Source organism: Piscinibacter defluvii (assembly GCF_004011805.1).
GTDB classification, from domain to species: Bacteria; Pseudomonadota; Gammaproteobacteria; order Burkholderiales; family Burkholderiaceae_C; genus Piscinibacter; species Piscinibacter defluvii.
In genome coordinates, this window is sequence record NZ_RCHJ01000020.1 from 90,097 (window position 1) to 114,053 (window position 23,957).

20 protein-coding genes are annotated in these 23,957 nt (G+C 70.7%); 4 read left to right on the top strand and 16 right to left on the bottom strand.

All coding sequences use genetic code 11. The features are described from left to right. Positions 1-40 precede the first annotated feature (40 nt). The 3 genes from D9C15_RS25735 to D9C15_RS25745 form a co-directional block, all read right to left on the bottom strand. Positions 41-1,675: a methyl-accepting chemotaxis protein gene (locus D9C15_RS25735; RefSeq protein WP_240668602.1), complete on the bottom strand. Its 1,635-nt coding sequence runs from the start codon at positions 1,673-1,675 to the stop codon at positions 41-43. 111 nt (positions 1,676-1,786) lie between these two features. Continuing rightward, entirely contained in the window at positions 1,787-3,466 is a 1,680-nt protein-coding gene (locus D9C15_RS33525; RefSeq protein WP_164886853.1) for a coiled-coil domain-containing protein, read from the bottom strand. A 13-nt stretch (positions 3,467-3,479) separates the two neighbouring features. After that, positions 3,480-5,000, bottom strand: a complete 1,521-nt coding sequence (locus D9C15_RS25745; protein ID WP_128001503.1) for a hypothetical protein — start codon at positions 4,998-5,000, stop codon at positions 3,480-3,482. Positions 5,001-5,091: 91 nt separating this feature from the next. Here D9C15_RS25745 and D9C15_RS25750 point away from each other — a divergent pair, with 91 nt between their 5' ends. Beyond that, positions 5,092-8,313: a tetratricopeptide repeat protein gene (locus D9C15_RS25750; protein ID WP_164886854.1), complete on the top strand. Its 3,222-nt coding sequence runs from the start codon at positions 5,092-5,094 to the stop codon at positions 8,311-8,313. Between the two features lie 4 nt (positions 8,314-8,317). On the opposite strand, the gene D9C15_RS25755 is transcribed toward D9C15_RS25750, so the two are convergent. From D9C15_RS25755 to D9C15_RS25800, 10 genes are read right to left on the bottom strand one after another with little or no spacing between them, the layout of a single operon-like run. Then, positions 8,318-9,859, bottom strand: a complete 1,542-nt coding sequence (locus tag D9C15_RS25755) for a B12-binding domain-containing radical SAM protein (protein ID WP_128001507.1) — start codon at positions 9,857-9,859, stop codon at positions 8,318-8,320. Between the two features lie 2 nt (positions 9,860-9,861). Further along, entirely contained in the window at positions 9,862-10,983 is a 1,122-nt protein-coding gene (locus D9C15_RS25760) for a glycosyltransferase family protein (RefSeq protein ID WP_128001509.1), read from the bottom strand. A gap of 22 nt (positions 10,984-11,005) precedes the next feature. Further along, the gene (locus tag D9C15_RS25765) at positions 11,006-11,944 is read right to left on the bottom strand and encodes an NAD-dependent epimerase/dehydratase family protein (protein ID WP_128001511.1); all 939 of its coding nucleotides are present in this window, start codon (positions 11,942-11,944) and stop codon (positions 11,006-11,008) included. 17 nt (positions 11,945-11,961) lie between these two features. Continuing rightward, a complete protein-coding gene (locus tag D9C15_RS25770) occupies positions 11,962-12,552 on the bottom strand; it encodes a D-sedoheptulose-7-phosphate isomerase (RefSeq protein ID WP_128001513.1) in 591 nt (196 codons plus the stop codon). After that, on the bottom strand, positions 12,536-13,258 hold the full coding sequence (locus tag D9C15_RS25775; protein WP_128001515.1) for a sugar phosphate nucleotidyltransferase: 723 nt from the start codon (positions 13,256-13,258) through the stop codon (positions 12,536-12,538). The genes D9C15_RS25770 and D9C15_RS25775 overlap by 17 nt, the downstream gene beginning before the upstream one ends. Position 13,259: 1 nt before the next feature. Beyond that, positions 13,260-14,435 (bottom strand): DegT/DnrJ/EryC1/StrS family aminotransferase, encoded by a 1,176-nt coding sequence (locus tag D9C15_RS25780; protein ID WP_128001517.1) that lies wholly within the window; start codon positions 14,433-14,435, stop codon positions 13,260-13,262. A gap of 1 nt (position 14,436) precedes the next feature. Continuing rightward, positions 14,437-14,973, bottom strand: a complete 537-nt coding sequence (locus D9C15_RS25785) for a hypothetical protein (protein WP_128001519.1) — start codon at positions 14,971-14,973, stop codon at positions 14,437-14,439. Positions 14,974-14,985: 12 nt separating this feature from the next. Continuing rightward, on the bottom strand, positions 14,986-15,588 hold the full coding sequence (locus D9C15_RS25790; protein ID WP_128001521.1) for a thiamine pyrophosphate-dependent enzyme: 603 nt from the start codon (positions 15,586-15,588) through the stop codon (positions 14,986-14,988). Between the two features lie 11 nt (positions 15,589-15,599). After that, complete coding sequence (locus D9C15_RS25795; RefSeq protein WP_112186029.1) at positions 15,600-16,598, bottom strand: GHMP family kinase ATP-binding protein; 999 nt, start codon at positions 16,596-16,598, stop codon at positions 15,600-15,602. 14 nt (positions 16,599-16,612) lie between these two features. Further along, positions 16,613-18,121 carry a methyltransferase domain-containing protein gene (locus D9C15_RS25800; RefSeq protein ID WP_128001523.1) on the bottom strand — a complete coding sequence of 503 codons (1,509 nt, stop codon included), beginning with the start codon at positions 18,119-18,121 and terminating at the stop codon, positions 16,613-16,615. Positions 18,122-18,375: 254 nt separating this feature from the next. Between D9C15_RS25800 and D9C15_RS25805 the strand changes: the two genes are divergently transcribed. Next, positions 18,376-19,524 carry a GGDEF domain-containing protein gene (locus D9C15_RS25805; RefSeq protein WP_164886855.1) on the top strand — a complete coding sequence of 383 codons (1,149 nt, stop codon included), beginning with the start codon at positions 18,376-18,378 and terminating at the stop codon, positions 19,522-19,524. 13 nt (positions 19,525-19,537) lie between these two features. On the opposite strand, the gene D9C15_RS25810 is transcribed toward D9C15_RS25805, so the two are convergent. Both D9C15_RS25810 and D9C15_RS25815 read right to left on the bottom strand, forming a co-directional pair. Continuing rightward, positions 19,538-19,882 (bottom strand): antibiotic biosynthesis monooxygenase family protein, encoded by a 345-nt coding sequence (locus tag D9C15_RS25810; RefSeq protein WP_128001527.1) that lies wholly within the window; start codon positions 19,880-19,882, stop codon positions 19,538-19,540. Next, positions 19,879-20,205, bottom strand: a complete 327-nt coding sequence (locus D9C15_RS25815; RefSeq protein ID WP_128001529.1) for an NIPSNAP family protein — start codon at positions 20,203-20,205, stop codon at positions 19,879-19,881. The genes D9C15_RS25810 and D9C15_RS25815 overlap by 4 nt, the downstream gene beginning before the upstream one ends. Positions 20,206-20,320: 115 nt before the next feature. Between D9C15_RS25815 and D9C15_RS25820 the strand changes: the two genes are divergently transcribed. Beyond that, the gene (locus D9C15_RS25820) at positions 20,321-21,028 is read left to right on the top strand and encodes an ArsR/SmtB family transcription factor (protein WP_128001530.1); all 708 of its coding nucleotides are present in this window, start codon (positions 20,321-20,323) and stop codon (positions 21,026-21,028) included. Between the two features lie 51 nt (positions 21,029-21,079). Continuing rightward, positions 21,080-22,219 carry a sensor histidine kinase gene (locus tag D9C15_RS25825; protein ID WP_128001532.1) on the top strand — a complete coding sequence of 380 codons (1,140 nt, stop codon included), beginning with the start codon at positions 21,080-21,082 and terminating at the stop codon, positions 22,217-22,219. Between the two features lie 69 nt (positions 22,220-22,288). On the opposite strand, the gene D9C15_RS25830 is transcribed toward D9C15_RS25825, so the two are convergent. Then, positions 22,289-23,887 carry a GGDEF domain-containing protein gene (locus D9C15_RS25830; protein WP_164886856.1) on the bottom strand — a complete coding sequence of 533 codons (1,599 nt, stop codon included), beginning with the start codon at positions 23,885-23,887 and terminating at the stop codon, positions 22,289-22,291. Between the last annotated feature and the right edge of the window lie 70 nt (positions 23,888-23,957).

A 23,957-nucleotide genomic window follows, 5' to 3' on the forward strand; every position in this document is an offset into this window, starting at 1 on the left:
CGCGCCGGCGGCGCGCGCCGCGCAGTCTACCGGGCCACGCTCAGGACGACGGCAGCCGGAAACGCGCCACCTCGGCCGCCAGGCCGCGCGCCTGGTCCTGCATCGTCGTCGCGGCGCCGGCGGTCTGCTCCACCAGGCTGGCGTTCTGCTGCGTCATGCGGTCGAGCTCGGCGACGGCCTGGCCCACCTGGGCGATGCCCGAGCTCTGCTCGCGCGAACCGGTGGCGATGTCGGCCAGCAGCGCGTTGACACGCTGCGAGGCGGCCACGATGTCGTCCATGGTCGTGCCGGCCTGGCCGACCACGGTGGCGCCGGCGCGCACCTGCTCGACGCTGCCGCCGATCAGGGACTTGATCTCGCGTGCCGCCTCGGCCGAGCGCTGCGCCAGCATGCGCACCTCGCCGGCCACCACGGCGAAGCCGCGCCCGTGCTCGCCGGCACGTGCCGCCTCGACGGCCGCGTTCAGCGCCAGGATGTTGGTCTGGAAGGCGATGCCGTCGATCGTGCCGATGATCTCGCCGATCCGTGCCGACGAGGCGCGGATCGCCTCCATCGTCTGCACCACCTCGCGCATCACCGCGCCGCCGCCGGCGGCGACCTCGGCGTTGTGCCCGGCCACGCGCGCCGCCTCGGCGGTGTGGTCGCTGGTCTGGCGCACCGTCGCACCGATCTGTTCCATCGACGCGGCCGACTGCTCCAGGTTGGCCGCCGCCTGCTCGGTGCGCGAGGACAGGTCCATCGCGCCCTGCGCGATCTCGCTGCTCGACTGCACGATGGTGTCGCTCGCGCCGCGCACCCGCTGGACCATGCCACGCAGCGCCTCCTGCATCGCACGCAGCTCGAGCATCAGCTGGGCCGCCTCGTCGCGCCCCCAGGGCGAGGGCGAGGTGGTCAGGTCGCCCGAGGTCATCGCGCGCAGGTGCCGCCGTGTCTCCTTCAGTCCGCCGTCCATCACGCGGTAGAAGCTCAGGAACAGGTAGCCCGCCAGCAGCAGCGAAGCGCCGATGATCGCCGCATCCACTGCCAGGCGGCGCAGCGCCGCGCTGCGCAGGTCGTCGACGTAGATGCCCGAGCCGATCACCCAGCCCCAGGGCTCGAAACCCTTCACGTAGGACACCTTGTCGACCGGCTTCTCGCTGCCCGGCCGCGGCCACTGGTAGGTGACGAAGCCCTGGCCGTCGCGCCGGACGGTCTCGACGAACGCGACGAACAGGGCCTTGCCGTTCGGATCCTTGATGCCGGCGGCGTCCTGTCCGTCGAGCTGCGGCTTGATCGGGTGCATCACGACACGCGGCTGCATGTCGTTGATCCAGAAGTACTCGTTGCCCTCGTAGCGCAGCCCGGCGATGGCCTGCTTCGCGCTGGCCTGGGCCTGCTCGCGGCTCAGCTTGCCGGCGCTCTCCTGCGCATGGGCCCAGACCAGCAGGCCGTGGGCCACCTCCACGTGCTGGCGTGTCGCATCCTCGCGCGCCTGCAGCGCGGTGGCCTCCTGCACCTTGAGCTGCCACCCAAGCAACCCGACCATCGGCAGCGCGAAGGCCAGCGAGATGATCAGCGCCTTGGCCGTGAAGCCGAGGTTGCGGAACAGCCGCACGCCGGGCGCCCAGAGGCCGTGGAAGGCGAAGAAGCTGGAATCGACCGGACGGTTCGTGGACGTGCTTGGCGAGGCTGGCACCGGATCACCCTGAGAACTGCCGACTCGTGACGCGGCGATGGCACCATTTCGGCACATCCGGTCAGGAATTGAGCCAGGGCAAGACCGGCCACGCGCGGTGGCCGCGCGGGCTCAGAGGTATTCCTTCTTCACCGCGGCATGCGACTTCACGTGCCCGTCGGCCACCAGCCAGTGGTCGTCGCGCATGTAGTGGTGCGGCGTGGTCGCGTTGCCGCGCCGCGGCTTGGCATGCATCGGCGAGCCGCTCGGGTCGGAGAACTTCGCCGTCGGGTGGTAGTGCACGACGAAGGTGTCGACCACGGTGCCGTTGTGCCGCACCGAGCAGATCGACTCGACGGTGGTGTTGCCGGGCAGCCAGAAGGTCGTGGTGCCGCCGGTGAGCGTGCACACCGGCGTCGGGCCCTGCAGCAGGCGGCCGAGCTGCACGACCCACTTGTCGATGTGGCTCTTGCCGATCGCCGCCAGGCTGCTCGGCGCGAGCGCCGTCTCGGCCGCGAGCTTGGCGGCCTGGGCGTTGGCGGCGGCCTGCGCCTTGGCCTGCTGCTGCGCCGCCTGCTCGGCCGCGTCCTGCGCCTTCTGGGCCAGCTTGGCCAGCACCGCCTTGGCCTTGGCTTCCAGCCCGACCAGCGCCGCGGCCGCCTCGCCGAGCATCTGCACGGCGGACTCGAAGTTCCTGTGGCCCGCCTTCTCGCCCGCGTTCAGCGCGGCCGACTTCATCCAGCCGCCGACCTTGTGATCGCACTCGAGCCGGAAGCCCTTGTGCACGGCGAGGAAGTCCTTGACGTCCTGCTCGAGCTGGGCGAGCAGCGCCGGATAGGTCTGGGCATGGCTGGCGTTCTCGTCGGCCCACTCCTCCGCATCGGCGAGCGCGGCGTCGGCGCTGCCGAGCAGCGCGTTGGCGTCGACGATGCGGCCGGTGTGCGCGGCATGCGCCGCCTTCTTGCGCGCCGCCGCGACCTCGTCGAGCTTCGCCTGGCTGCGGTACTCGTTGGCCATCAGCGCCGCGACGCGCTGCTCGAGCTCGGCCTGCAGCACCTCGTAGGCGTCGGCCTCCTTCTCGCAGTCGGCCAGCTGCGGCGTGATCTCGCGCTCGAGCACCTTCAGCGCCTCGACCAGCTGCCCGGCCTTGACCTGCTCGGCCGTCGCGGCGAGCTTCAGGCCGATCGCCTTCAGGTCCTGGTTGCCGTCGAAGGGCTTGCGCTTGAGCGCGTCCAGGCGCTTCAGGCGGTCCGCCTGCATGGCGGCGGCCTCGGTGGCCGCCACCGTGGCGAGCAGCAGGTCGTCGGCCACCTTGAGCTGCTTGGCCAGGCCCTCGAAGTCGTCAGCCAGGTAGAGCGGCTCGAGCAGCTTGAACTGTGCGTCGAGCGCGTCCGACTTCCCTGCGGCGGCCAGCCGGCGCTTGTAGACCTTGATCGTCTGGCTGTACTCGCCACGCTTCTCGGCGCGTGCGATCTCCTCCTTCTCCTCGCGTGCGGTCTTCTCCTGCGCCTTGGCGGTCTCGATCGCCTGCGCCTCGGACGCCACCTTCGCCTTGGCCTTCTCGTGCTCCTGCTGCGCGGTCTGATGCTCGCCGGTGAGCTTCCTGACCTTCTCGGCGTCGGGCTTGCGAGCCTTCTCCGCCAGGCCGAGCTTGTTCTTCGCGTTGTGCTCGGCGATGCGTGCCTCCTCGGCCTCCTTCTCGGCCGCGGCCTTGGCGAGCTGGGCCTGCTTCGCGGCCTGGGCCGCGGCGGCCTCCTCGGCTTCCTTCTGCTTGAACGCGGCCTTGAAAGCGGCCTTCCATTCGTCACCCATGGTGCCTCCGGGGTCAGGCGGCCGCCGCGGCGGCGCGCGCGAGTTCGCGCAGTGCCGGGCCGAGCGTGGCGCGGATGCTGACCGGCGTCAGCGGGTTGGTGTCGCACACCGCGACGGTGGGCGCGCTCTCGAGGTGCTTGACGAAGCCGGCCGCGATCTCGGCCGCCTTGCGCGCATGCGCCGCCAGGTCGGCGCCGCTGGCCGCGTCGATGTCGCGCAGCACGGCCAGCAGCGGCACCTTGAAGTTGCCGGTCACGCCGTTCAGGCCCTTGTCGGCGATCTGCGCCAGCTCCGCGTCGCCCGACTGGCGAAGCTTGACCTGCAGCCTGCCGATCTGCTGGTCCACCGTGTCGCTGGCGCTGCGGTAGCCGGCCACCGCGGCGCGCCAGCGGCGCCGGAACTCGTCGTCGCCGGCCCCTGCCTTGGCACCCGCACCGGTGCCTGCACCGGCGGCGCCCAGCCTGGCCTCGATCTCGTCGAGCAGCCGGCCGGCTTTGGCATGCTCGCCGGCATTGGCCAGACCGGCGGCCTCGCCGAGCTTGAGCTTGAGGTCGCCGGCGCGCGCCGGGGCGGACGCCATCGCCGCCTTGGCACGCGTCACCACCTCGGCAAAGCGGCGCTGGAACGCCGCGCCCGCATCGCCGCCCTTTGCGCCCTCGCCCGCTCCGGCCGGCCCGGCGCCGCCTTCTTCTTCCTGCTCGCCCGCCACCTCCTCGACCTCGCCGCTGGACTTGCGGATGCGCACCGCGAAGCGCTGCTGCGTCAGCTCGAACAGGCCGGCCTGCAGGCGCTTGCCGAAGCCGCCGGTGGGGATGTCGTCGCCGACGAAGGTGTAGGCCTTGGCCTCGAACACACATTCGCCGCGGTAGTACTTGATGCCCGACTCGCCGGCCAGCAGCTCGCCCATCAGCGTCTTGTGCGAGGCGCCGACCGACAGGCCGAGGTAGGCCAGGCAGCGCTTGGGCCCCGCCGCCACCATGAACTGCATCGGCTTGGCGCCGGGCTGCGCCGCCTTCACCGTGCGCAGCGCGCCGAGCACACGCTCGCGCACGGTCTTCAGGTCCTTGGCGTCGACGCTGTCGGCGGGTGCCGCCGCCTTCGCAGCCTCGGCCTCGGCCTTGGCCAGGCGCGCCGGCAGCGCCTTGCGCACCGCCTGGAAGGCCTCGAGCAGATCGTCGCCGAAGCCCGCCGCCGCCTTGGCCACCTCGGCGGCGGCGGCCGAGGCCTCCTTGCCGAGCTGCGGCAGCTTCTTGTACTCGCCCTCCCACTTCTTCGCCAGTGCGGCGACGCTGCGCGCCTGGTCGCACGCGGCCTTGAGGCGGCCGGCGATCTCGGCGTCGAGCTGCGCGAGGCGCTGCTTCAGCGCGGCCGCGCCCTCGAGCTTGTCGACCTCGAGCAGGCTGCGGTCGACCGCCGCGCTGGCGCGCTGCAGGTTCTTCAGCGCATCGCCGATGCCGCTGGGCTTGAACTGCACCCCTTTCTGCTTCTCCCATTGCTGGGGCGTGAGCACCGGAGGCAGGTGGGTCTGCGCCATGCGAAGCTCCTGTCGGAGCGCGGGGCCACCCCCGCGAGGGCGCGTATCCTCGCCGAAGATCAGGCGCCGGGCAACCGGCGTCTACGGCCGAATGCAGCAGATCTTCATCAGCTACTCCTCCCGGCAGCGCGAGCGGACCCGGCAGCTCGCCGCGGCGCTGGAGGCGCAGTACGGTGTGGGTTCGGTGTGGTGGGACGAAGCGCTCGAGGCCCGCTGCCCCTACACCGGGCAGATCGACGCCGCGCTCGCCGCGGCGCGCGTCGTGGTGGTGGTGTGGACCGCCGAAGCCGCCTGCTCGACCTGGGTGCGCGCCGAGGCCAGCGCAGCCGATGCCGCCGGCAAGCTGGTCAACGTGCGCCCGCCCGACCTGCCGCCGGACACGCTGCCCGCGCCGTTCAACATTCACCAGGTCGAGGAGATCGGCGCCACCGAGCGCATCCTGCGCGCGATCGACAACGTGATGGCAGGCCGGCCGCTGCCCACCGTCGTCCCCCTGCATGAGCTGTACGAACGCCAGCACCGGCAGCGTCTCGTCGAGCCGAAGCAGTCCGCGCTGCCCGCCGACATGTTCGACATCAGCCCGAGCCAGCTACTGCAGGCACGCTACGAGCAGGTGGCTTATCTCGATGCGACCGGCCAGCGCGACGCGCTGCTGCGCTGGGTGCTCGGCCACCCGCGCCGCGCCGCCGGGCGGCTGCTGCACGGCCCGGGCGGCGTCGGCAAGACACGCTTGCTGATCGACCTGGCCGCGCAGCTGCGGCGCGAACACGGCTGGATGGCCGGCTTCCTCGAACGCGTGCCGCCGCAGGCCGATGACGCGCAGCGCCGCCAGCGGCGCCAGGCACTGCGGCAGCTGGTGGAACTCGGCACCGAGCCCGGTCTGCTGCTGGTGCTGGACTACGCCGAGGGACGGCGCGAGGAGCTGGCCGAGCTGGCCGAGTGGATCGAGAACCGCGCCGAGCCCGCGCGCCGCCCGCTGCGGCTGGTGCTGCTGGCGCGCGGCTCGGGCGAGTGGTGGCAGCGCCTGCTCGAGGAACGCCACGAGGTGCAGGCCCTGTTCGGCGAACGGCCCGGCTGGCCGGTGACGGGCGCGCTGCCGCCGATCGATTCGGCGGACCAGCGGCTCGCACTGTTCGACGCGGCCTGCGCGGCCTACCGGCCGGTGCTGCTGCAGCAGGGCCTGGCCAGCCCGGCGGCTGAGGTGCCCGAGGAACTGCGAGCACGCATCGCGCACGGCGACAGGCGACGCCGGCCGCTCTCGATCCAGATGGAGGCGCTGGTCTGGCTGGCCGCCGGCGCCGCGAACGGCGGCGCCGGCGGCGTGGCCGGGCTGCTCGACCAGGTGCTCGGCCTGGAGCGGCGCCACTGGGCCCAGGTCTGCGGCGCACTGGACGAGGCGGCGCTGACCGAACTCGAACGCGGCCTGGCCCAGCTGACGCTGGTGCAGGGTGTGCCGGGGCGGGACGCGGCGGATGCACTGCTCGAACGCGACGCGTATTTCGGCAGCCGCCGGCGCGAACCGGTGGACCGGGCGCCGGTGCTTTCGCGGCTCTCGCGGCTGTATGGCGACACTGGCGGCGGCCTGCTGCCGCTCGAACCCGATCTGCTGGGCGAACGGCTCGTCGCCCGGGTCGCCGACGAGCGGCTGCTCGATGCCTGTGTCGGCTGGGTCGATGCCGGCGAGGACGCGGCCCCCGACGACGCCGCGCTGCGATCGGAGGCCACCGGGCGGCGCGAGCGGCTCGTGACCGTGCTGCAGCGGGCCACGGCGCCGGAGCATGGGGCGCACACACAGGAACAGGTCGCCCGGGTAGCCGACCGGCTGCTGTCCGCACATCTGGTGCGCTGGGCCCCGGCCGTGGTCGCCACGCTGGTCGAGACGCCCGGCGCCCTGTTGGAGCGGCTCGCCGGGCGCCTGTCCGGCCTGGCCCCCGCCTCGCTGGCGGCTCTGGATGCAGCGTTGCCGATGCAGACCCTGACGCTGGACCGGATCGCGCTCGAGCTGGCGCAGCGCCGGTTGGATCTCGAACGCGGAGCCGCCACCGATTCGGACCCGGACCGCGACGCCAGCCTGGCCGCGCGGCTCGTCACCCTGGGCCTGCGGCTGACCGCGACGGGCCGGTTCGAGGAGGCGCTGGCTGCCACCGACGAAGCGGTGCAGATGTGCCGCCGTGTCGCCCAGGCTCGGTCCGACGACTTCCTGCCCGATCTGGCGGGGAGCCTGAACAACCTGGGCAACTGGCTTTCTGCCCTTGGCCGCCGCGAGGAGGCGCTGGCTGCCACCGAAGAGGCCCTGCAGATCCGCCGCCACCTGGCCCGGACACGGCCCGACACCTTCCTGCCCGATCTGGCGATGGGCCTGAACAACCTGGGCCGCGATCTCGCCGACCTCGGCCGCCGCGAAGACGCGCTGGCCGCCACCGGCGAGGCCGTCCAGGTCTGGCGTGGCCTGGCCCAGGCCCGGCCCGACGCCTTCCTGCCCGATCTGGCGAAGAGCCTGGGCAACCTGGGCATCGGGCTGTCGGGGCTCGGCCGCCTCGAAGACGCGCTCGCCGCCACCGACGAGGCCTTGCAGATCCACCGCCGCCTCGCCCAGACCCGGTCCGACACCTACCTCCCCGATCTGGCGAAGAGCCTGAACTACCTCGGCAACAGGCTTTTTGAACTCGGCCGCCGCGAGGACGCACTCGCCGCCACCGACGAGGCCTTGCAGATCTATCGCCGCCTCGCACAGGCCCGGCCCGACGCCTTCCTGTCCGATCTGGCGGGGAGCCTGAACAACCTGGGCATCAGGCTTTCCGAACTCGGACGCCGCGAGGACGCACTGGCCGCCATCGACGAGGCCGTGCAGATCTATCGCCGCCTCGCCCAGACACGGACCGACACCTACCTGCCCGACCTGGCGATGAGCCTGAACAACCTGGGCAACGGGCTTTCCGATCTGGGACGCCGCGAGGAAGCGCTGGCCGCCCTCGAGGAGGCCGTGCAGATCCGCCGCCGCCTCGCCCTGGCCCGTCCCGACGCCTTCGGGCCCGATCTCGCCACGAGCCTGGGCGCCCATTCGATGGCGCTGGCCGGGGCCGGCCGGAACGCCGCGGCGGCAGCAAGCGCCGAGGAGGGACTGGGCTTGTTGCTGCCCTTGCTCGAGCGCTACCCCACGGCCTTCGGCAAGCTGGCCGATGCGCTGGCCAGCGACCATCGGCTGCATGCCGAGGCGGCGGCGCAGGCGCCCAACACCGAGCTTCTGGCCAGGGTCGAGGCGCTGCGGGGGCGCGACCAGGAAGGCGACGCGTCGGCGTCCGCCGGATCCTGAGTCTTCAATCCCCGAGCAACTTCCTCTTCAACCGGATCTTCGTCATGTCCTCGACGTTCCTGCGCTGCGGCACGCCGAAGGTCGTCTCGACCAGATCGAGGTAGGCGGGGTTGGTGAAGTAGGTCTGGAACGCGTTGTCCCTGAAGCGCAGCACGTCCGCCGCACTCACGTGCTTGGTCGCCAGCGGCTCGCACTCGTAGGAGAGGAAGGCATACCCCGCGTAGCTCTCCGGCAGCTTCCAGCCGTTGCGGATGGCCTGGCGGTAGATCGGGCTGCCGGGCAACGCCTGGCAGGGGTACATGTTGGCCATCTCGGTGTTCAGCTCGAGCGCGAGATCGAGCGTCTGCTGCATGGTCGCCAACGTGTCGTCCGGGAAGCCGAAGATGTAGTTGCTGATCACGTGGATGCCGGCATCGCGCACGGTCTTGCAGACCTCGCGGATGTTGACTTCCTGGAAGCTGCCCTTGCTCACTTCCTTGCGCACCGTCTGGCTGCCGGCCTCGATGCCGAGCGCGAGCCAGTTGACCCCGGCGTTCTTGAACAGCTCGAGCGCGGCCGGCCGCACCGTGTCCACACGCGAGTAGGTCCACATGTTGAGACCCAGCTGGCGGGCCGTCACGTCTTGCAGCAGCGGCTCGTAGTAGCGCCGGTTCAGGAAGAACATCTCGTCGCTGATGCGCAGGGTCTGCACGCCCAGATTCGCGAGCTTCTCCATCTCGGCGGCAATGAAGCCCGGGCTCCAGAAGCGCATGCCGCGTGAATGGGCCGCATGCACGTCCTCGCCGTTGTCTTGGCGGTTGACGATGTTGATCATGCAGAAGTCGCAGCCGAAGTTGCAGCCGAGCGAGGTGTAGATCGCGGCGAACGGGGTGCGTTTCGCATGGTCGAAGCCGGCGTGCCAGAAGTGCGCGCGGTACAGGTCGAGCGGGCGCTCCCTGTACGGCAGCAGGTCCCAGGCGTAGCCCGGCAGGTCCTGGTCCATCAGCTCCTGCGGCACCACCGCCTGCGGCGGGTTCAGCCACAGCATGGCCTTGCCGGCGGCATCGCGCTTCTTGTAGCCGATGCCGGCCACCTTGGCGAGGTCGCCCTTCAGGTTGCCGCGCAGCAGGTTGTGCAGCGCGTACACACCCTCGTTGAGCAGCACGATGTCCACATACGGCAGCGCCAGCACCTCGCGCGGCAGCGCGCTGGTGTGCGAGCCGACGAAGCCGATGGGCAGCCCTGGCGCATCCTGCTTGATCGCCTCGGCGAGCCGCGTCGCGCCGATCATGCTGGTGGTGCCGGAGTTCGGGTTCTGGCCGTAGACGACGAACAGCACCAGGCGCGGCTTCAGGTCGCGGGCGCGCTGCACCGCGGCTTCCAGGCTCAGCTTCTCCGCATCGCAATCCATGATCGCCGCGCCGAAGCCCTTGGCCCGGCAGCTCTGCGCCAGCAGCAGCGCCCAGGTCGGCGGTTCGATCGCCGAGTAGGTGGTCGCCAGGCCCTGGTAGGCCTGGGCCGACGAGTCCGGGTGGATCAGCAGGACGTCGAGGGCGCGATCGGTCATGGTCAATCCCAGTACTTCGGTGTGATGCCCGTCTGGATCCAGGCCAGGACCTGCGCGACGCGGTGTTCCGTCGTGTGGTGCTTTCGCGCATTGGCCAGGGCCTGCTCGCCCAGGCGCTGCGCGAGGCCGCTCTCGCGCTTCAGGCGCTCGAGCGCGGCGGCGAGCCGATCGGGATCGTCGCCGTCGAACAGCAGGATCTGCTCGCCGTCGCGGAACAGGCGCTCGGTCTGCGGGCGGCCCGGCACGCGCCAGGAGACCACGGGCTGGCCGATCACCATGCTCTCGCACACGCGGCCGGCGTAGGTCTTGACGAAGCTCGGCAGGTTGATCGTCGCGAGCGCATTCGACAGCCCGTCGAGGAACAGGTCGAACAGCTTGGCGCGCACCTGCTGGGCGGTGTCGACGAAGTTGGTCCAGTCGGCCTGGCGGTACTCGCCGGCCAGCAGTTCCCGCCGCACCGGGTTGTTGAGCTGGTCGAACACGCCGGGCAGCGGCGTGGCATGTTCGCCCGAGGCACGGAACTCGAGCAGCCCCGCCAGGCGCGGGTTCTGCAGGTATTTGGCGCGGCGCGCGTAACCGCTGCCGATGAACACGGCCGGGCGGTCGACATTCGGCCGGCTCGCGCGGAAGAAGCGCTGCGGCACGTGGCAGGGGGTCCACACCGCCTGCGCGCCCCAGTTCTCGACGTGGCGCACGTCCATCTCGTCGACCACGCAGAAGTGCGTCACGTGCGGCAGCACCGCCCGCTGCATCAGCGGCACGCGCCGGCCGAGCTCGGGCACCTCGGCGTAATCGGCCGGGTCGTAGTGCAGGGTCTCCATCACGATGCCGAGGCGCACCGGCGCGAGCGTCGCGAGCCAGGCGAAGTCGGATTCGGTCAGCGAGGGCGGTGCCTCCCAGGCCGGGCGCTGGCCCAGGCTGTGGGTGACGTCGTTGATCCAGACCTGGTCGAAGCGCTGGTCGCCGACGATCTTGCGTGCCCAGGCCCAGCACGAGGTGAACAGCACCAGCACCTCGTGGCCCGCGGCGCGCAGGCCCTCGACGTAGGCGAGGTGCGTGGTGTACGACCACTGGCGGGCCGAGGCCCAGACCAGCATGTCGTGCTGGACGTAGAGGATCTTCACGCCGCGCCCTCGCCTGCCGAGCTCAGACGTTGCCGTGCACGGTGTTCTTGATCATCGTGAAGCCCTTGATCAGCTCGGCGATGCCGGCGTCCAGCGTCACGGCCGGCTTGAAGCCGGTGGCCTCGAGCTTGGCGTTGGAGACGATGTAGTTGCGCTGGTCCGGGTCCTTGCCCACCGGCGCGTCGACGAACACGAATTCCGGCAGCTGCTTCGCGATGTGCTGGCACAGCTCGCGCTTGGAGACGTTGGCTTCCGTCAGGCCGACGTTGTAGATCTGCCCGCGCATGTGCTCGAAGTTCGCGAGGCCGTGCAGGAACACCCGCGCCACGTCGCGCACGTGGATGTAGTTGCGCTTGAAGTCGCCCTCGAACAGCACGACGAAGCGGTCGTGCACGGCGCGGTAGGTGAAGTCATTCACGAGCAGGTCGATGCGCATGCGCGGCGACATGCCGAACACCGTCGCCAGGCGGAAGCTGATCGCGTTCTCGCGCTGCATCAGCTCGCCCTCGATGGCCACCTTCTCGCGTGCGTACAGCGAGATCGGACGCAGCGGCGACTCCTCGGTACAGAAGTTGTTCTCGTCGCCGGTGCCGTAGGCGCTGTTCGTCGTCGGCATCAGGATGCGCTGCTGGCGCGACATCAGGCGCAGCATCATCAGGATGGCGTCGTGGTTCACCGTCTTGGCGCCCACCGGGTCCTGGTTGCACATCGGCGCACCGACGAGGGCGGCCAGCGGGATCACGATGTCGGCCTTCTTCAGCAGCGGCGCCATGGTCGATTCGACCCGGATGTCGCCCTTCACCACCGAGAAGTTCGGGTCGTGGCAGACATGGTTCAGGCTGGTCTGCTTGAACAGGAAGTTGTCGACCACGGTGACCCGGTGGCCGGCCGAAAGCAGCGCGGGCACGAGCGTGGAGCCGAGGTAGCCGGCACCGCCGGTGACGAGGATGTCGTAGGCCATGGGGATTTCGTTCCTTCTCAGGCGGTGGTGAACAGGGCGGCCTCGACGCTTTCGCACAGCGTGTGCGCCAGCACGATGTGCAGTTCCTGGATCGTGCTGGTCGCCGTGCCCGGCACCACCAGGCAGTGGTCGGCCAGTGCACGCGCGGCGCCGCCGCTGCGGCCGGTGAAGACGATGCTCGGAATGTCCATGCGACGGCACTGCTCGAGGGCTCGCAGGATGTTCGGCGATTCGCCCGAGGTGGTAATGCCGAGAAAGACGTCCTTTCCGGTCGCTTTCCCGGCCAGCTGGCGGGCGAACACCTGGTCGAAACCGTAGTCGTTGCCGATCGCCGTGAGGATGGAGGTGTCGGTGGTCAGCGATTCGGCCGGCAGCGGGCCGCGGTCGCGCGCCAGCTTGCTGACGAACTCGGCCGCGAGGTGCTGCGCGTCGGCCGCCGAGCCGCCGTTGCCGGCGATGTAGAGGCGGCCGCCGGCGCGGTAGCGCGCCACGACCATCTCGACCGCGCGTGCGAAGGCGGCGAGTGTCGCGTCGTCGCCCAGCAGCTGCTGCTTGGCGCTGATCGACGCGTCGAGGTTGCGGCGAATGCGTTCAACCGGCGAGGACATGGGTTTCAACTCCCGGGGCGAGCACGGACGCGGCACGGTGGTAGTCGGCCGGCACGCCGATGTCGATGAAGGCGCCGCCGCAGACCAGGCCGGCGAAGCGCTGGCCGAGCGACAGCAGGCGCGGAAAGACGTCGTTCTCCAGCGAGAGCGGCGCGGTGGTGTCGAAGGCGACGCGGCGCAGCGCCTGCGGACGGAACCAGTAGACGCCGCCGTTGGCTTGCGGCGCGGTGGGCGACTTCAGGGCCGAGATGCGGCCCTCTCGGCCGAGCGCCACGCCCATGTAGCGCGCCGGGTCGTCGTGGCGGAAGAGCGCGAAGCACCAGTCGGCGTCGTGGCGGCGGGCGCGGGCGGCGAGGTCCTCGAGGCGCACGTCGAACCAGGTGTCGCCGTTGAGCAGCAGCGCGGGAGCGTCATCGGGCAGTTGCGCGGCGGCGAGCAACAGGGCACCGCCGGTGCCCTTCGGGGTGTGTTCGACGGCGTAGTCGATCGTCGCGCCGTGGAAGCGGGTACCGAAGTGGCTGCTGATCGCTTCGTGCTTGTAGCCGACGGAGAGGATGAAGTGGCGCACGCCCTGGCCGATCCAGAAGTCGATCTGGTGCTCGAGGAAGGGCTTGCCGGCCACCGGGGCCATGGGCTTGGGCAGATCCGGCACGGCCGAGCGCAGACGCGTCCCGAGTCCGCCCGCGAGAACGATCGCCGTGGTCATGTCACACCGAGTTCAGGATCCGACAGATCGAATCGATCTCGTCATCCCGCAGGTCTGGAAAGTTCCCGATGTAGAAGCCGTAGAAATGGATGTGCTCCGTCTGCGGGAACTGCAGGTGGTGGTCGGGCGGAACGACTCCCCGCAGGTACGGCTGCCGCAGCTGGTTGCCGCCTCCCGCGCTGCCGCGCCGGAACTCGATCCCCGTCTCGCGCATCGTCGCCATCAGGCGCTGCACGAACTCCGGGTCGGCCTGCTGCACCACCAGGTTGAACGCGTAGTTGCTGCTGCCCTCGAGCTTGAAGTCGGTGCGGTAGCGCCTGACGTCGATCTTCTCGAGGAAGCGATGCAGGTTCTGCGTGCGCCGCAGCACGTTGGCGTCGAGCCGCTTGAGCTGGCTGCGCCCGAGGATCGCGCCGATCTCGTTGTTGCGCACGTTGTAGGCCGGGAAGGCGAAGATGAAGTCCGGGTTCAGCTCCGGGTGCGATCGCTTCCAGCCTTCGCGCACCTCGGCGTCGTTCGATTCGCGCACCATGCCGTGCGAGCGCAGCATGCGGATCTGCTGGTAGACCTCGGGGTCGTCGGTGCAGACCATGCCGCCCTCGATGGTGGACATGTGGTGCGCGTAGTAGAAGCTGAAATTCGACATCCAGCCGTAGCTGCCCAGCCGGCGCCCGCCGTGCGTGGCGCCATGCGATTCGCACACGTCCTCGATCAGCGGGATCTTGCGGCGGTGCAGTTCGGACAGCAGCTGGTCGGTGAGCCCGTCGAAGCCCTGCACGTGCGTGAGGAACACGGCGCGAGTCTTGTCGGTGATCTTCGCGAGGATCTGCGCCGGCGCCATCGCGAGGCTGCGCGGGTCGATGTCGGCGAACACCGGCGTGAAGCCGTTCTGCAGCACCGAGGCGACGTCGGAGATCCAGGTCAGCGGCGGCACGATCACCTCGCCGCCCTCGGGGTGGCGCAGCTTCAGCAGCGCCATCGAGAGCAGGTTGGCCGAGGCGCCCGAGTTGACGAACACGCTGTACTTGACGCCCAGCCACTTCGACCATTCCTGCTCGAAGGCCACGCACTGCGGGCCGTTGGTGAGGATCGGGTCGTCCTGCTTCAGGTGCTCGATGACGGCATCGAGGTCCTCGCGCAGGATGTTGTTGCGCATCAGCGGGTACTTGGCCGCCATCTCACTTCTCTCCGTAGTAGTCGCCCCACTCGACGACGATCGTCGAGCGGCCGTCGTCGCGCAGCAGCGCGCGCTGATAGGCCGGGAACACCTGCTCGGGCTCGTCGACGCGGATCACCTCGATGGTCGAGCACATGCTGCGGATCGCCGCGGTGAAGTCGCCGACGTGCTGGTGCTGCGGGTGCAGCGGGCGCTCCGAGCCGATGCCGGTGCGCACGATGGCCTTGGCCTTGAAGCCGCCGTTGCTCATCACGGCGATCTTGTCGAGGTGGTTCACCAGCTGGCTGATGCCGCACAGCAGGAAGTTCCAGCGCGGGAAGAGCGACACCGGCACCATGCCCGCCAGCGCCATGCCGGTGGTCATGCCCATCTGCATCTCCTCGGCCACCGGCAGCTCGATCAGGCGCGCCGGGTCCACGTCCTTCAAGGTGTTGCTCATCGCGGTGCCGGGCACGGCCACCGCCTGGCCCATGAACACCGTGCGCGGGTCGGCCGCGAGAAACTCCATCGAGCGCTTCAGCTCATCGAAGTACTTCATCGCCCTGCCCCCTCAGAACTGCACCCGCACGCCCGCGCCGGCATGCGGCCAGCGCGTCTCGTAGCGGTAGTGGTGGATGTACTCGTCACGCTGGCCGTCGAAGCTGAGCTTCTCGCTGCCCCAGGCCGAGCGCGTGTCGGTGCAGACCGACTTGCCGTTGTCCTCGACGATGAAGCGGATCGGCAGCTTGTGGTTGCGCGCGTACTTGATCGACTCGTGCGCGATGCCGGTCTCGGCCGTCATCTCGCCCATGAAGCAGTGCACCCGCGCATCCTCGCCGCTGCGCGCGATCGCCATCGCGGTGCCCACGGCGATCGGCAGCACGCCGCCGACGATGGCCGAGGAGTAGACCCGGTGCTCCGGGAAACACAGCGAGATCGAGCGCCCGGCCATGATCTCGTCCATCACCTGCTCGCGCGGCACGCCCTTGAGCAGGCACTGGTAGTGCGAGCGCCAGGAGCAGAACACCCAGTCGTGTCTGCCGATGCCCTTGAACACCTCGAGCATCTGCGCCTCGTTGCCCGAGTACAGGTGCACCGGGGCGCGGATCTTGCCGGCGTTGAAGCGCGCGGCCACCTCCTCCTCGAAGGCGATCAGGTCTGCGGCGGTCATCATCGGTCGGCTCCTCAGCTCAGGCCGTTGGGCTGGTACATGACGACCCGGCTGCCGGACTCGTCGAAGTTGAAGGGCACGTGCACCAGGTGCTTGAGCGCCTCCTTCACGCGCGGCTGGTCGGCCGGGCGCGCGAACAGCAGCAGGAAGCCGCCACCGCCGGCGCCGAGGATCTTTCCGCCGATCGCGCCGTTGGAGCGTGCGGTCTCGTAGATCTGGTCGATCTCGGAGGTGCTCACCTTGTCCGAGAGCGCCTTCTTCGCGCGCCAGGCCTCGTGCAGCAGGTCGCCGAACTCCTCGATCGGGCGGTTGCAGCTGTGCAGGATGCGCATCGCCTCGTCGACCATCTCGCGCATGCGCTTGAGCTCGCTCTCGCGCTGCTTCAGGTTGGCGATCTTGTCCTTGGCCACCTCGGCCGCGATGCGGCTGAAGCCGGTGAAGCACAGCATCAGGTGCTTCTGCAGGTCCTTCTGGCGCGACTTCTTCAGGATCACCGGCGAGACCTGGAAGTTGCCGCTGCGCAGGAACTCGATGCGGTTGAAGCCGCCGTAGGCCGCGGCAATCTGGTCCTGGCTGCCCACGCTCTCGCCGATCACGTTCTGCTCGATGTGGATCGCGTCGCGCGCCAGCTGGTCCTTGGTGACGTACGAGCCCTTCAGCGCCGCGATCGCGTGCACCAGGCCGACCGTGAACGAGGAGCTCGAGCCCAGGCCCGAGCGCGCCGGCAGGTCGCCGTCGTGGTGGATCTCCAGGCCCTTGTTGCAGTTGGCCCAGCCCAGCACGCCGCGCACCGCGGGGTGCCGGATCTCGTCCCAGTGGCGCACGTTCTCGATCGCCGAGTAGACGATGCGGTGCTTGTAGTCGAAGAACGGCGGCAGGTGCCGGCAGCTGATGTAGCAGTACTTGTCGATCGTGGTCGACAGCACCTCCCCGCCATGCTGGTGGTACCAGGTCGGGTAGTCGGTGCCGCCACCGAAGAACGAGATGCGGAACGGGGTGCGGGTGATGATCATTCGTCTCGCTCCGCTCAGGCCGCCAGCGCCACGGAGGGGCGGTAGACGAAGCGCTCGTCCACCTCGTCTTCCGGCAGCCGGATGCCGGCCTGCAGCGTGCGCGCGGCGGTGCGCTCGGCCAGCGTGGTCTCCTGCTTCACGAGCACCAGGCGCATGAAGGCGGCCTGCTCGCGGCCGCAGTCCTTGAGCGACATGTCCAGGTAGGTCGAGGCCTGCACCACGAAGCGGTGCTCGAACCAGCCGAGGTACCAGAACCATTCGGTGTAGTAGAGCCAGGAGTTCTCGTTCATCGCCCGCACGTGCGTCGGGTCCTGCCAGGCGGTGGCGGCGTGTTCGTAGGGCACCTCGATGTGGAACTCGCCGCCCTCCTTCAGCAGGGCCAGGCAGTTGGTCATCAGGGTCGGCAGGTCGCCCACGTGCTCGAGCACGTTGTTGGCGTTGATCACGTCCACGCTGCCGGCCTCGAGCCGCACCGGGCCCTGGGTCGGCGAGTCGAGTTCGAGCGGGAAACGCTGCGGCTGCGCCAGGTCGAGCACCAGGTCGGGCTCGGCGCGCTCGAGCAGGTCGATGTTCAGCCAGCCGGCCTGGTAGTCCTTGCCCGAGCCGAGGTTGATGCGCTCGGGCGTCCACGCGCCGGCCGGGCGGCGCTCGTGGTGCGCGCCGACGAAGCCGCCGGCAAAGGCCAGCAGGTCGGCGTAGGCCTCGATCGGGTCGGCCGCCTCGAAGCGCTGCAGCGCGGCGTAGCTGGCCTCGTAGAAGGCGGGCGTGCCGAAGTCCTCGCCGAAGAACTGCTCCAGCTCCTCGCCCTGCAGCCACAGCACGCTGTCCTCGAAGGCCTCGGGCGGGTTCGTCAGCGCGGTGCGCTCGGCGATCACCGGCGTTCCGAGCGAGAGGCAATGTGCCGCGCGCGCCTGCTCGAAGCGGCTGCTCTCGTAGAAGTGGCAGTTCAGCACCGCCTTGGCCTGGAGGATGAACTGGTCGCGCTCCTGCCCGTACAGCGCCGAGTCGAACACCGAGACGGTGAGGCCGAGCGCCTCGATGCGGTCCAGCCAGGCGCGGCGGCGTTCGTTCATGCTGCCGATGAACAGCAGGTCGATCGGGCGCAGCTCCAGCGGCACCGAGATCTCCGGCTTCAGGTAGGGCGCGTGCAGCAGCGGCACCACCGGCACGTCCAGCGGGTCGGCGGCGTAGGCGGGGATGTTGGCGGCGTCGTAGTCGACCACCGCCGCGTTGGCGAGCAGCTTCAGGTAGGCCGGCGAGACCGACGCGCCGCCTTCGCCGAGCTGCTCGAGGTTGACGAAGATGCAGGCGTGGCGCCGCGTCTGCGCGGCGTCGAAGCCCAGGTGCGCGCCGAACACGAAGTTCACCGCGTCGTGGCGCAGCCGGTTCTTGGCCATCGTCACCGTGGCGCCCTGGCGGCGGAACTGCCAGCGGAAATAGCGTGCCTGGTCGAGCAACCCGAGCGAGTGCACGTAGCCGGGCGGCTGGACGACGCACAGGTGGACGGCGGGGGTGGAGCTCATGCAGGCGGCCTTTCCGGACAACGGCCGGGCACCAGTGCACCCGGTGTCGTCAGGTTAGGCGCGGTGCCGGCGCACTAAAGCCCGATGAACGCCGGCAAACCGGGCCAGATCGGCACGCAGCAAGAGGCCACGAGGCTTGCGCAAAGTCACGCTTGGCCGCCGCTGCGAGGGAAAGTCCGCGCGGTTTCGGCCGATAGTGACCGAGGCGGGCCCACCGGGCCCCGAGGCAAGCAATGGAAGCGACGGTTCCCGGCATGGTCTGGCTCGTTGCCGTGCAGTTCGGGCTGTACGCGGCGGGCTGGCTGCTGTGCGCGCGCCTGATGGCGCGCGAACGTGCCGCGGCGCTGCACTGGGCTGCCTTCATGCTGCTGCTGGGGCTGGGCTTCTGGCTCGCCAGCGAGCGTGACGAATCCCGCAGCTTCTGGGCCTACAGCGGCGCCGGGTTCGCCTTCCTGGCCAGCTACCTGGCGCTGCACCGCGGGCTCGAGTGCTTCGTCCACCGGCCGCCCGACGACCGCGGCCACCTGCTGCTGCTCGCGCTGGCCGGCGTCACCCTGGCCATCCTCGGTCCGGGGGCGGAGCAGGCGCCGGCGCGGGTGGTGATCAGCTACGGCGGCGGCGCGCTGCTGATGCTGCGCCTCGTGCTCGCGCTGCGCCGGCCGCTGCAGGCGGAGTACGGGCGACGCGTCGCCCACCTGATCGCCGCGCCGGGCTACCTGCTGATCGTCGCCGTCTCGCTGCGCGCGCTGCGCCAGGCGCTGGACTGGGAGCACGCCTACGAGCTGCACCGGGCCGACCACCTGAGCCAGGCGCTGCTGTTCGGCTACCTGGTGGGTGCGGCGCTGTTCAACTTCAGCTTCATCGCGCTGGTCACGCTGCGCGTGCTGCAGCGCCTGCACCACCTGTCGCGCCACGACGAGCTGACCGGGCTGGCCAACCGCCGCGTGCTGGACGAGGCGATCGAACGCGAGTGGCAGCGCCTGCAGCGCACCGGTGCGGGCTTCGCCGTGGTCATGCTGGACCTGGACCACTTCAAGCAGATCAACGACACACACGGTCACGCCGCCGGCGACGGCGTGCTGGCCGTCACCGCCGAGCGGCTGCGCGAGGCCGCACGCCGCACCGACCTGGTGGCGCGCCTGGGCGGCGAGGAATTCCTGGTGCTGATGCCGGCCACCGAGCTGCCGGCGGCGCTGGCCGCGGCCGAGCGCCTGCTCGAACGCCTGCGCGAGCGGCCCTGCGAGGCCGGCGGCCTGAGCCTGGGCGTCACCGCCAGCGCCGGCGTGGCGGTGGCACGGGCCCAGGATCCGGACGCCCAGGCCGCGCTGCGCCGCGCCGACCTGGCGCTCTACCGCGCCAAGTCGCAGGGGCGCGACCGTGTCGAGGCGGGCGACAACCCGTAAACGAACCCGACGCTCAGCCGTGCCGCGCGCGCGAATCCGCCGGCGCCTGGTCGCGCTCGTGCAGGCCGTAGTCGCGCAGCACCCCGGCCACGCGCAGCCGGTAGTCGGCGAACAGGCGGGCGCGGCCTTCGCACTGCATCGCGCGGTGCGGCTCGCTCTCGCGCCAGCGGCGCACGCTGTCCTCGTCACGCCAGGTCGACAGCGAGAGCAGCCGGCCCGGGCGCGACAGGCTCTCGAAGCGCTCCACCGAGACGAAGCCGTCGATGCGCTCGAGCAGCGGGCGCAGCGCCGCCGCGGCGTCGAGGTAGGCCTGGCGCTCGCCCGCGTGCGGCTCGAGCTCGAAGATCACGACGATCATGCGGCGCTCCCCAGCGTGCCCGCCACGCCCTCGGTGAAACTGCGCTCCTCGCGCAGGATGAAGCGCTCGCGCCGGGCACGCTCGAAGTTGGCGCGGCCCTCGGGATCGTCCTTCAGGCGCGCGCGGTAGGCCTCGTAGTCGGCCAGGCTGTCGAAGCCGATCAGGCCCCAGGCGATGTCGTTGGTGCCCTCGTGCGGCAGGAAGTAGCCCAGCAGCCGCCCGCCGCAGCGCGGGATGATGCGGCCCCAGGCCTGCGCGTAGGCACGGAAGGCCTCGCGCTGGAACGGATCGATCTGGTAGCGGATGAAGCAGGTCAGTGTCATGGCAGGGCTCCAGGACGGCGCCGGGCGCCGGGGCCACCATGGTCGCCGCCGCCGTGCCCGCGACGCTTGCGCCGCGGGCGAAGTGTCCGCCCGGCCGCCCTGCCATGATCGCGGCATGGATCCGAACGCCCTCGCCCGCGTCGCCGGCCTGATCGGCGAGCCGGCCCGCAGCGCGATGCTGCTCGCGCTGCTCGACGGGCGCGCGCTGGCCGCCGGCGAGCTGGCGCGCTGTGCCGGCATCGCCGCGCCGACCGCCAGCCGGCACCTGGCCCGGCTGGTCGAGGCCGGCCTGCTGGTGCCGCAGGTGCAGGGCCGGCACCACTACCACCGGCTCGCCTCGCCGCAGGTGGCACGGGCGCTCGAGGCGCTGCTGCAGGCGGCCGCGCCGGCGCGCGCGCCGCGCACCGGCCCACGCGACGACGCACTGCGCCTGGCCCGCAGCTGCTACGACCACCTGGCCGGGCGGCTTGCCGTCGCGATGGCCGCGCACCTGGTGGAAGCCGGCGCCCTCGCGCTCGACGAGGACGGTGCACAGCCGCTGGCGGCGCTGCCGGGCCGCCTGGCCGCGCTCGGGCTGGACCCGGCCGCCCTCGACGCGCCGGGCCGGCGCGTGCTGTGCCGGCCCTGCCTGGACTGGAGCGAGCGCCGCATGCACCTGGCCGGCCGGCTGGGCGGCCTGCTGTGCCAGCATTGCCTGGCGCAGGGCTGGCTGCGCCGCCGCGGCGACTCGCGCGCGCTGCAGGTCACGCCGCGCGGCGCCGCCGCACTGCGCGACTGGCTCGGCCTGCAGGCCTGGACACAGGTCGTGAATCCTCCCGACTGAGGCGCCCGACGCCTCACAATCGGTCCTGCGACACCACTCCCCGGCCCGACCGTGAGCGCCAGCGTCCCCCACGATGACATCTACTACATGCGGCGGCTGGTCGATCACGTGCCGTCCATGCTCGCCTACTGGGACCACGAGACCCGCTGCCGCTTCGCCAACCGCGCCTACCTGCGCTGGTTCGGCGTCGCGCCCGAGCAGCTGCTCGGCCGACCGATCCGCGAGCTGCTCGGCCCGCAGCTGTATGCGCTGAACGAGCCGCACATCCTCGGCGCGCTGCGCGGCGAGGAGCAGCTGTTCGAGCGGGTCGTGCCCGGGCCGGACGGCGTGCTGCGCCACAGCCTGGCGCACTACCTCCCCGATCGTGTCGGCGACCGCGTGGCCGGCTTCCTCGTGCAGGTCACGGAGGTGACCCAGATCAAGCAGATGCAGGCCCAGCTGTTGCACGAGCAGTCGCTGCGCCAGCACCTGGAGCACCACGCCCGCGAGCTCGGCGCGCTGCTGACCGAGCGCGGCGAGATGCTCGACGTGCTGGCCCACGAGGTGCGCCAGCCGCTGAACAACGCCTCGGCCGCCCTGCAGGGGCTGGACAGCGCGCTGGCGGCCGGCGACCCGCGGGCCATCGCCGCGCCGGTCGAGCGCGCCCGTGCCGTGCTGCGCCAGGTGACCGAAAGCCTCGACAACACGCTCGCCGTGGCCTCGCTGCTGGCACGGCTGGACCCGATCGAGCGCGAGGACACCGACATCGACACGCTGATCGCGGTGGCCTGCGCCGACCTGGCCGCCGGCGACCGCGGCCGGGTGCTGGTCGAGCGCGCCACCACGACCCGCACCGCCTCGATGGACATGAGCCTGATGCGCTTGGCCCTGCGCAACCTGTTGTCCAACGCATTGAAGTTCAGCCCGCCGGGCTCGCCGGTGCGCCTGCGCATTGCCGATTCCGACGAACCGCTCGCCTTGGTGCTGGAGGTGAGCGACGCCGGCCCGGGCGTGGAGCCGGGGCTGGTGCCGCGCCTGTTCCAGCGCGGCCGGCGCAGCCGCGCGAGCGGCGCCCCGCAGGGCCAGGGGCTGGGGCTCGGGCTGTTCATCGTGCGCCGCGTGATGGAACTGCACGGCGGGCACGCCGAACTGCTGCGCACCGGGCCGGCAGGCACGACCTTCCGCCTGCTGGTCGTGCAGCCGGAGGGTTGATCGCGCCGCGTCGGTCGGGCGGCGCGTCCGTGGCCCGAGGGAACGGGCGTGCAGATGGCCACGCAGGACTCAGCGCGACCCCGGCTTCGTCGCCGCCTTGTGCTCGTACATGGCCTGATCGCTGCGGTCGACGAGTCGCTTCAGCGTATCGCCGGGCTGCGATTCGGCGACGCCGACGCTGATGGTCAAGGTGAGCGTCGACTCGATGCCGCTCCAATCGTGTCCGGCGACCGCGACGCGCAGGCGACTGCAGATGTCGCGGGCCTGGGACAGCTCGGTCCTGCGAAAGAGGATGACGAACTCGTCCCCGGCCCAGCGGGCGGCGAGGTCGTCCGCACGAACATGTTCGACCAGAAGTGCGGCGACGACCTGCAGCACCTTGTCGCCGACGAGGTGCCCGTGTCGGTCGTTGACCTGCTTGAAGCAGTCCACGTCGATGAGCGCCACGCACAGGGGCCGGCCGGCCGACTGGCTCTCGCGCAGGCTCTGCTGCGCCGACTGTTCGAAGCAGCGCCGGTTGGCAATGCCGGTCAGCGGGTCTTCCAGGGTCAGCCTCTCGAGCTGGGCTGCAGAGGCCTGCAGTTCGCGCCTGGAGTCCTCGCTGCGGCGCATCTCCAGTTGCCAGGCCACGACGGCACCACGGCTGGCGAGCGTCGAGGCGCGGATCCGGCGCTCGCGCGCCGCGAGTTGCTTCAGCTCCCGTGCGGCCGCCTCCCACTTCCCCTGGCGCTCGAAGACATGGCAGGCGAGAACATGGCCCAGCAGCGCCGACTGCTCACGCCCGGTCGACTCGGCCAGGCCGATCATCCGCGATGCAGCTCGCTGCGCCGCCGGCCAGTCGGCGCGCGCCATGGCCAGTTCGCATCGGACGAGCGCTTCCAGACTCTCCATCCACGGCGCAATGCCTTCTTCGTCCATCCACCGCCTGACCGTCTCGAGTTCGCGCTCGGCGCGTGAAAGCTCGCCCGACCAGCAGTGCGCCGCGCTGGCGACCAGGTTCCAGTTCACCTGTATCGGGCGCTGGTCGGGCTGCGCCAAGGCCACCATGTCGTGACGAGCGGCGAAGTCGTCGTACCGACGCATTGCCTGGTGGAGGCCGTCCAGCGAGGGCATCTCACCGGTCTCGTGCCGGATCGTGATGACGCGGACGACCTCGCAGGTCCCCTCCACCACCAGGCTGCACAGGGCATTCAGCGCCGTCGAGCTGGCGGGCTCGAGCGCCCGGGCCTGCCGAAGGGCGTCCGTCGACGCGTCGAAGCACCTGGCATGCAGCAGTGCCAGCCCGAGCTGGACCTGCAGCTCGCTCTGACGGTCGGCGCTGCCGCCGATCCTGGCCAGCTCCAGCCCGAGCAGAGCGGCCTCGATGGCCTGATCGTTGCTGCCCAAGGCACTCGCCGCCGACGACAGGATGGACAGCGCCTTCGACTCTCCCGACATGTCGCGGACCGACTGAAGCAACTGGATGGCCCGGATGCTGTGCTCGTGGGCCGAACGGTAGTCCGCCAGGAGGATGAAGCACTCCGCGAGGAGCGCACGGGCACGTCCTTCCAGGTGCAAGTTGCCCTTCTCGATGGCCAGCGCCATCACCGACAGCGCCATGTCCCGTGCGACGGCGGGATCCTCCTGTCGCAGGGCCAGCGCCAGATGCTCCTCATCGTCAGTGCTCACGTGATGTCTCCGTCCATTCGCCCGCGGGCTTGCACACGCAAGCATGCAGTCAGGCGTGCGGGGCGAAGGG

Coding starts and splice junctions, on each gene's coding strand:
- D9C15_RS33525 (WP_164886853.1), bottom strand. CDS start 3,466: ATGGGTGACGAATGGAAGGCCGCTTTCAAGGCCGCGTTCAAGCAGAAG.
- D9C15_RS25745 (WP_128001503.1), bottom strand. CDS start 5,000: ATGGCGCAGACCCACCTGCCTCCGGTGCTCACGCCCCAGCAATGGGAG.
- D9C15_RS25750 (WP_164886854.1), top strand. CDS start 5,092: ATGCAGCAGATCTTCATCAGCTACTCCTCCCGGCAGCGCGAGCGGACC.
- D9C15_RS25755 (WP_128001507.1), bottom strand. CDS start 9,859: ATGACCGATCGCGCCCTCGACGTCCTGCTGATCCACCCGGACTCGTCG.
- D9C15_RS25765 (WP_128001511.1), bottom strand. CDS start 11,944: ATGGCCTACGACATCCTCGTCACCGGCGGTGCCGGCTACCTCGGCTCC.
- D9C15_RS25770 (WP_128001513.1), bottom strand. CDS start 12,552: ATGTCCTCGCCGGTTGAACGCATTCGCCGCAACCTCGACGCGTCGATC.
- D9C15_RS25775 (WP_128001515.1), bottom strand. CDS start 13,258: ATGACCACGGCGATCGTTCTCGCGGGCGGACTCGGGACGCGTCTGCGC.
- D9C15_RS25780 (WP_128001517.1), bottom strand. CDS start 14,435: ATGGCGGCCAAGTACCCGCTGATGCGCAACAACATCCTGCGCGAGGAC.
- D9C15_RS25785 (WP_128001519.1), bottom strand. CDS start 14,973: ATGAAGTACTTCGATGAGCTGAAGCGCTCGATGGAGTTTCTCGCGGCC.
- D9C15_RS25790 (WP_128001521.1), bottom strand. CDS start 15,588: ATGATGACCGCCGCAGACCTGATCGCCTTCGAGGAGGAGGTGGCCGCG.
- D9C15_RS25795 (WP_112186029.1), bottom strand. CDS start 16,598: ATGATCATCACCCGCACCCCGTTCCGCATCTCGTTCTTCGGTGGCGGC.
- D9C15_RS25800 (WP_128001523.1), bottom strand. CDS start 18,121: ATGAGCTCCACCCCCGCCGTCCACCTGTGCGTCGTCCAGCCGCCCGGC.
- D9C15_RS25805 (WP_164886855.1), top strand. CDS start 18,376: ATGGTCTGGCTCGTTGCCGTGCAGTTCGGGCTGTACGCGGCGGGCTGG.
- D9C15_RS25810 (WP_128001527.1), bottom strand. CDS start 19,882: ATGATCGTCGTGATCTTCGAGCTCGAGCCGCACGCGGGCGAGCGCCAG.
- D9C15_RS25815 (WP_128001529.1), bottom strand. CDS start 20,205: ATGACACTGACCTGCTTCATCCGCTACCAGATCGATCCGTTCCAGCGC.
- D9C15_RS25820 (WP_128001530.1), top strand. CDS start 20,321: ATGGATCCGAACGCCCTCGCCCGCGTCGCCGGCCTGATCGGCGAGCCG.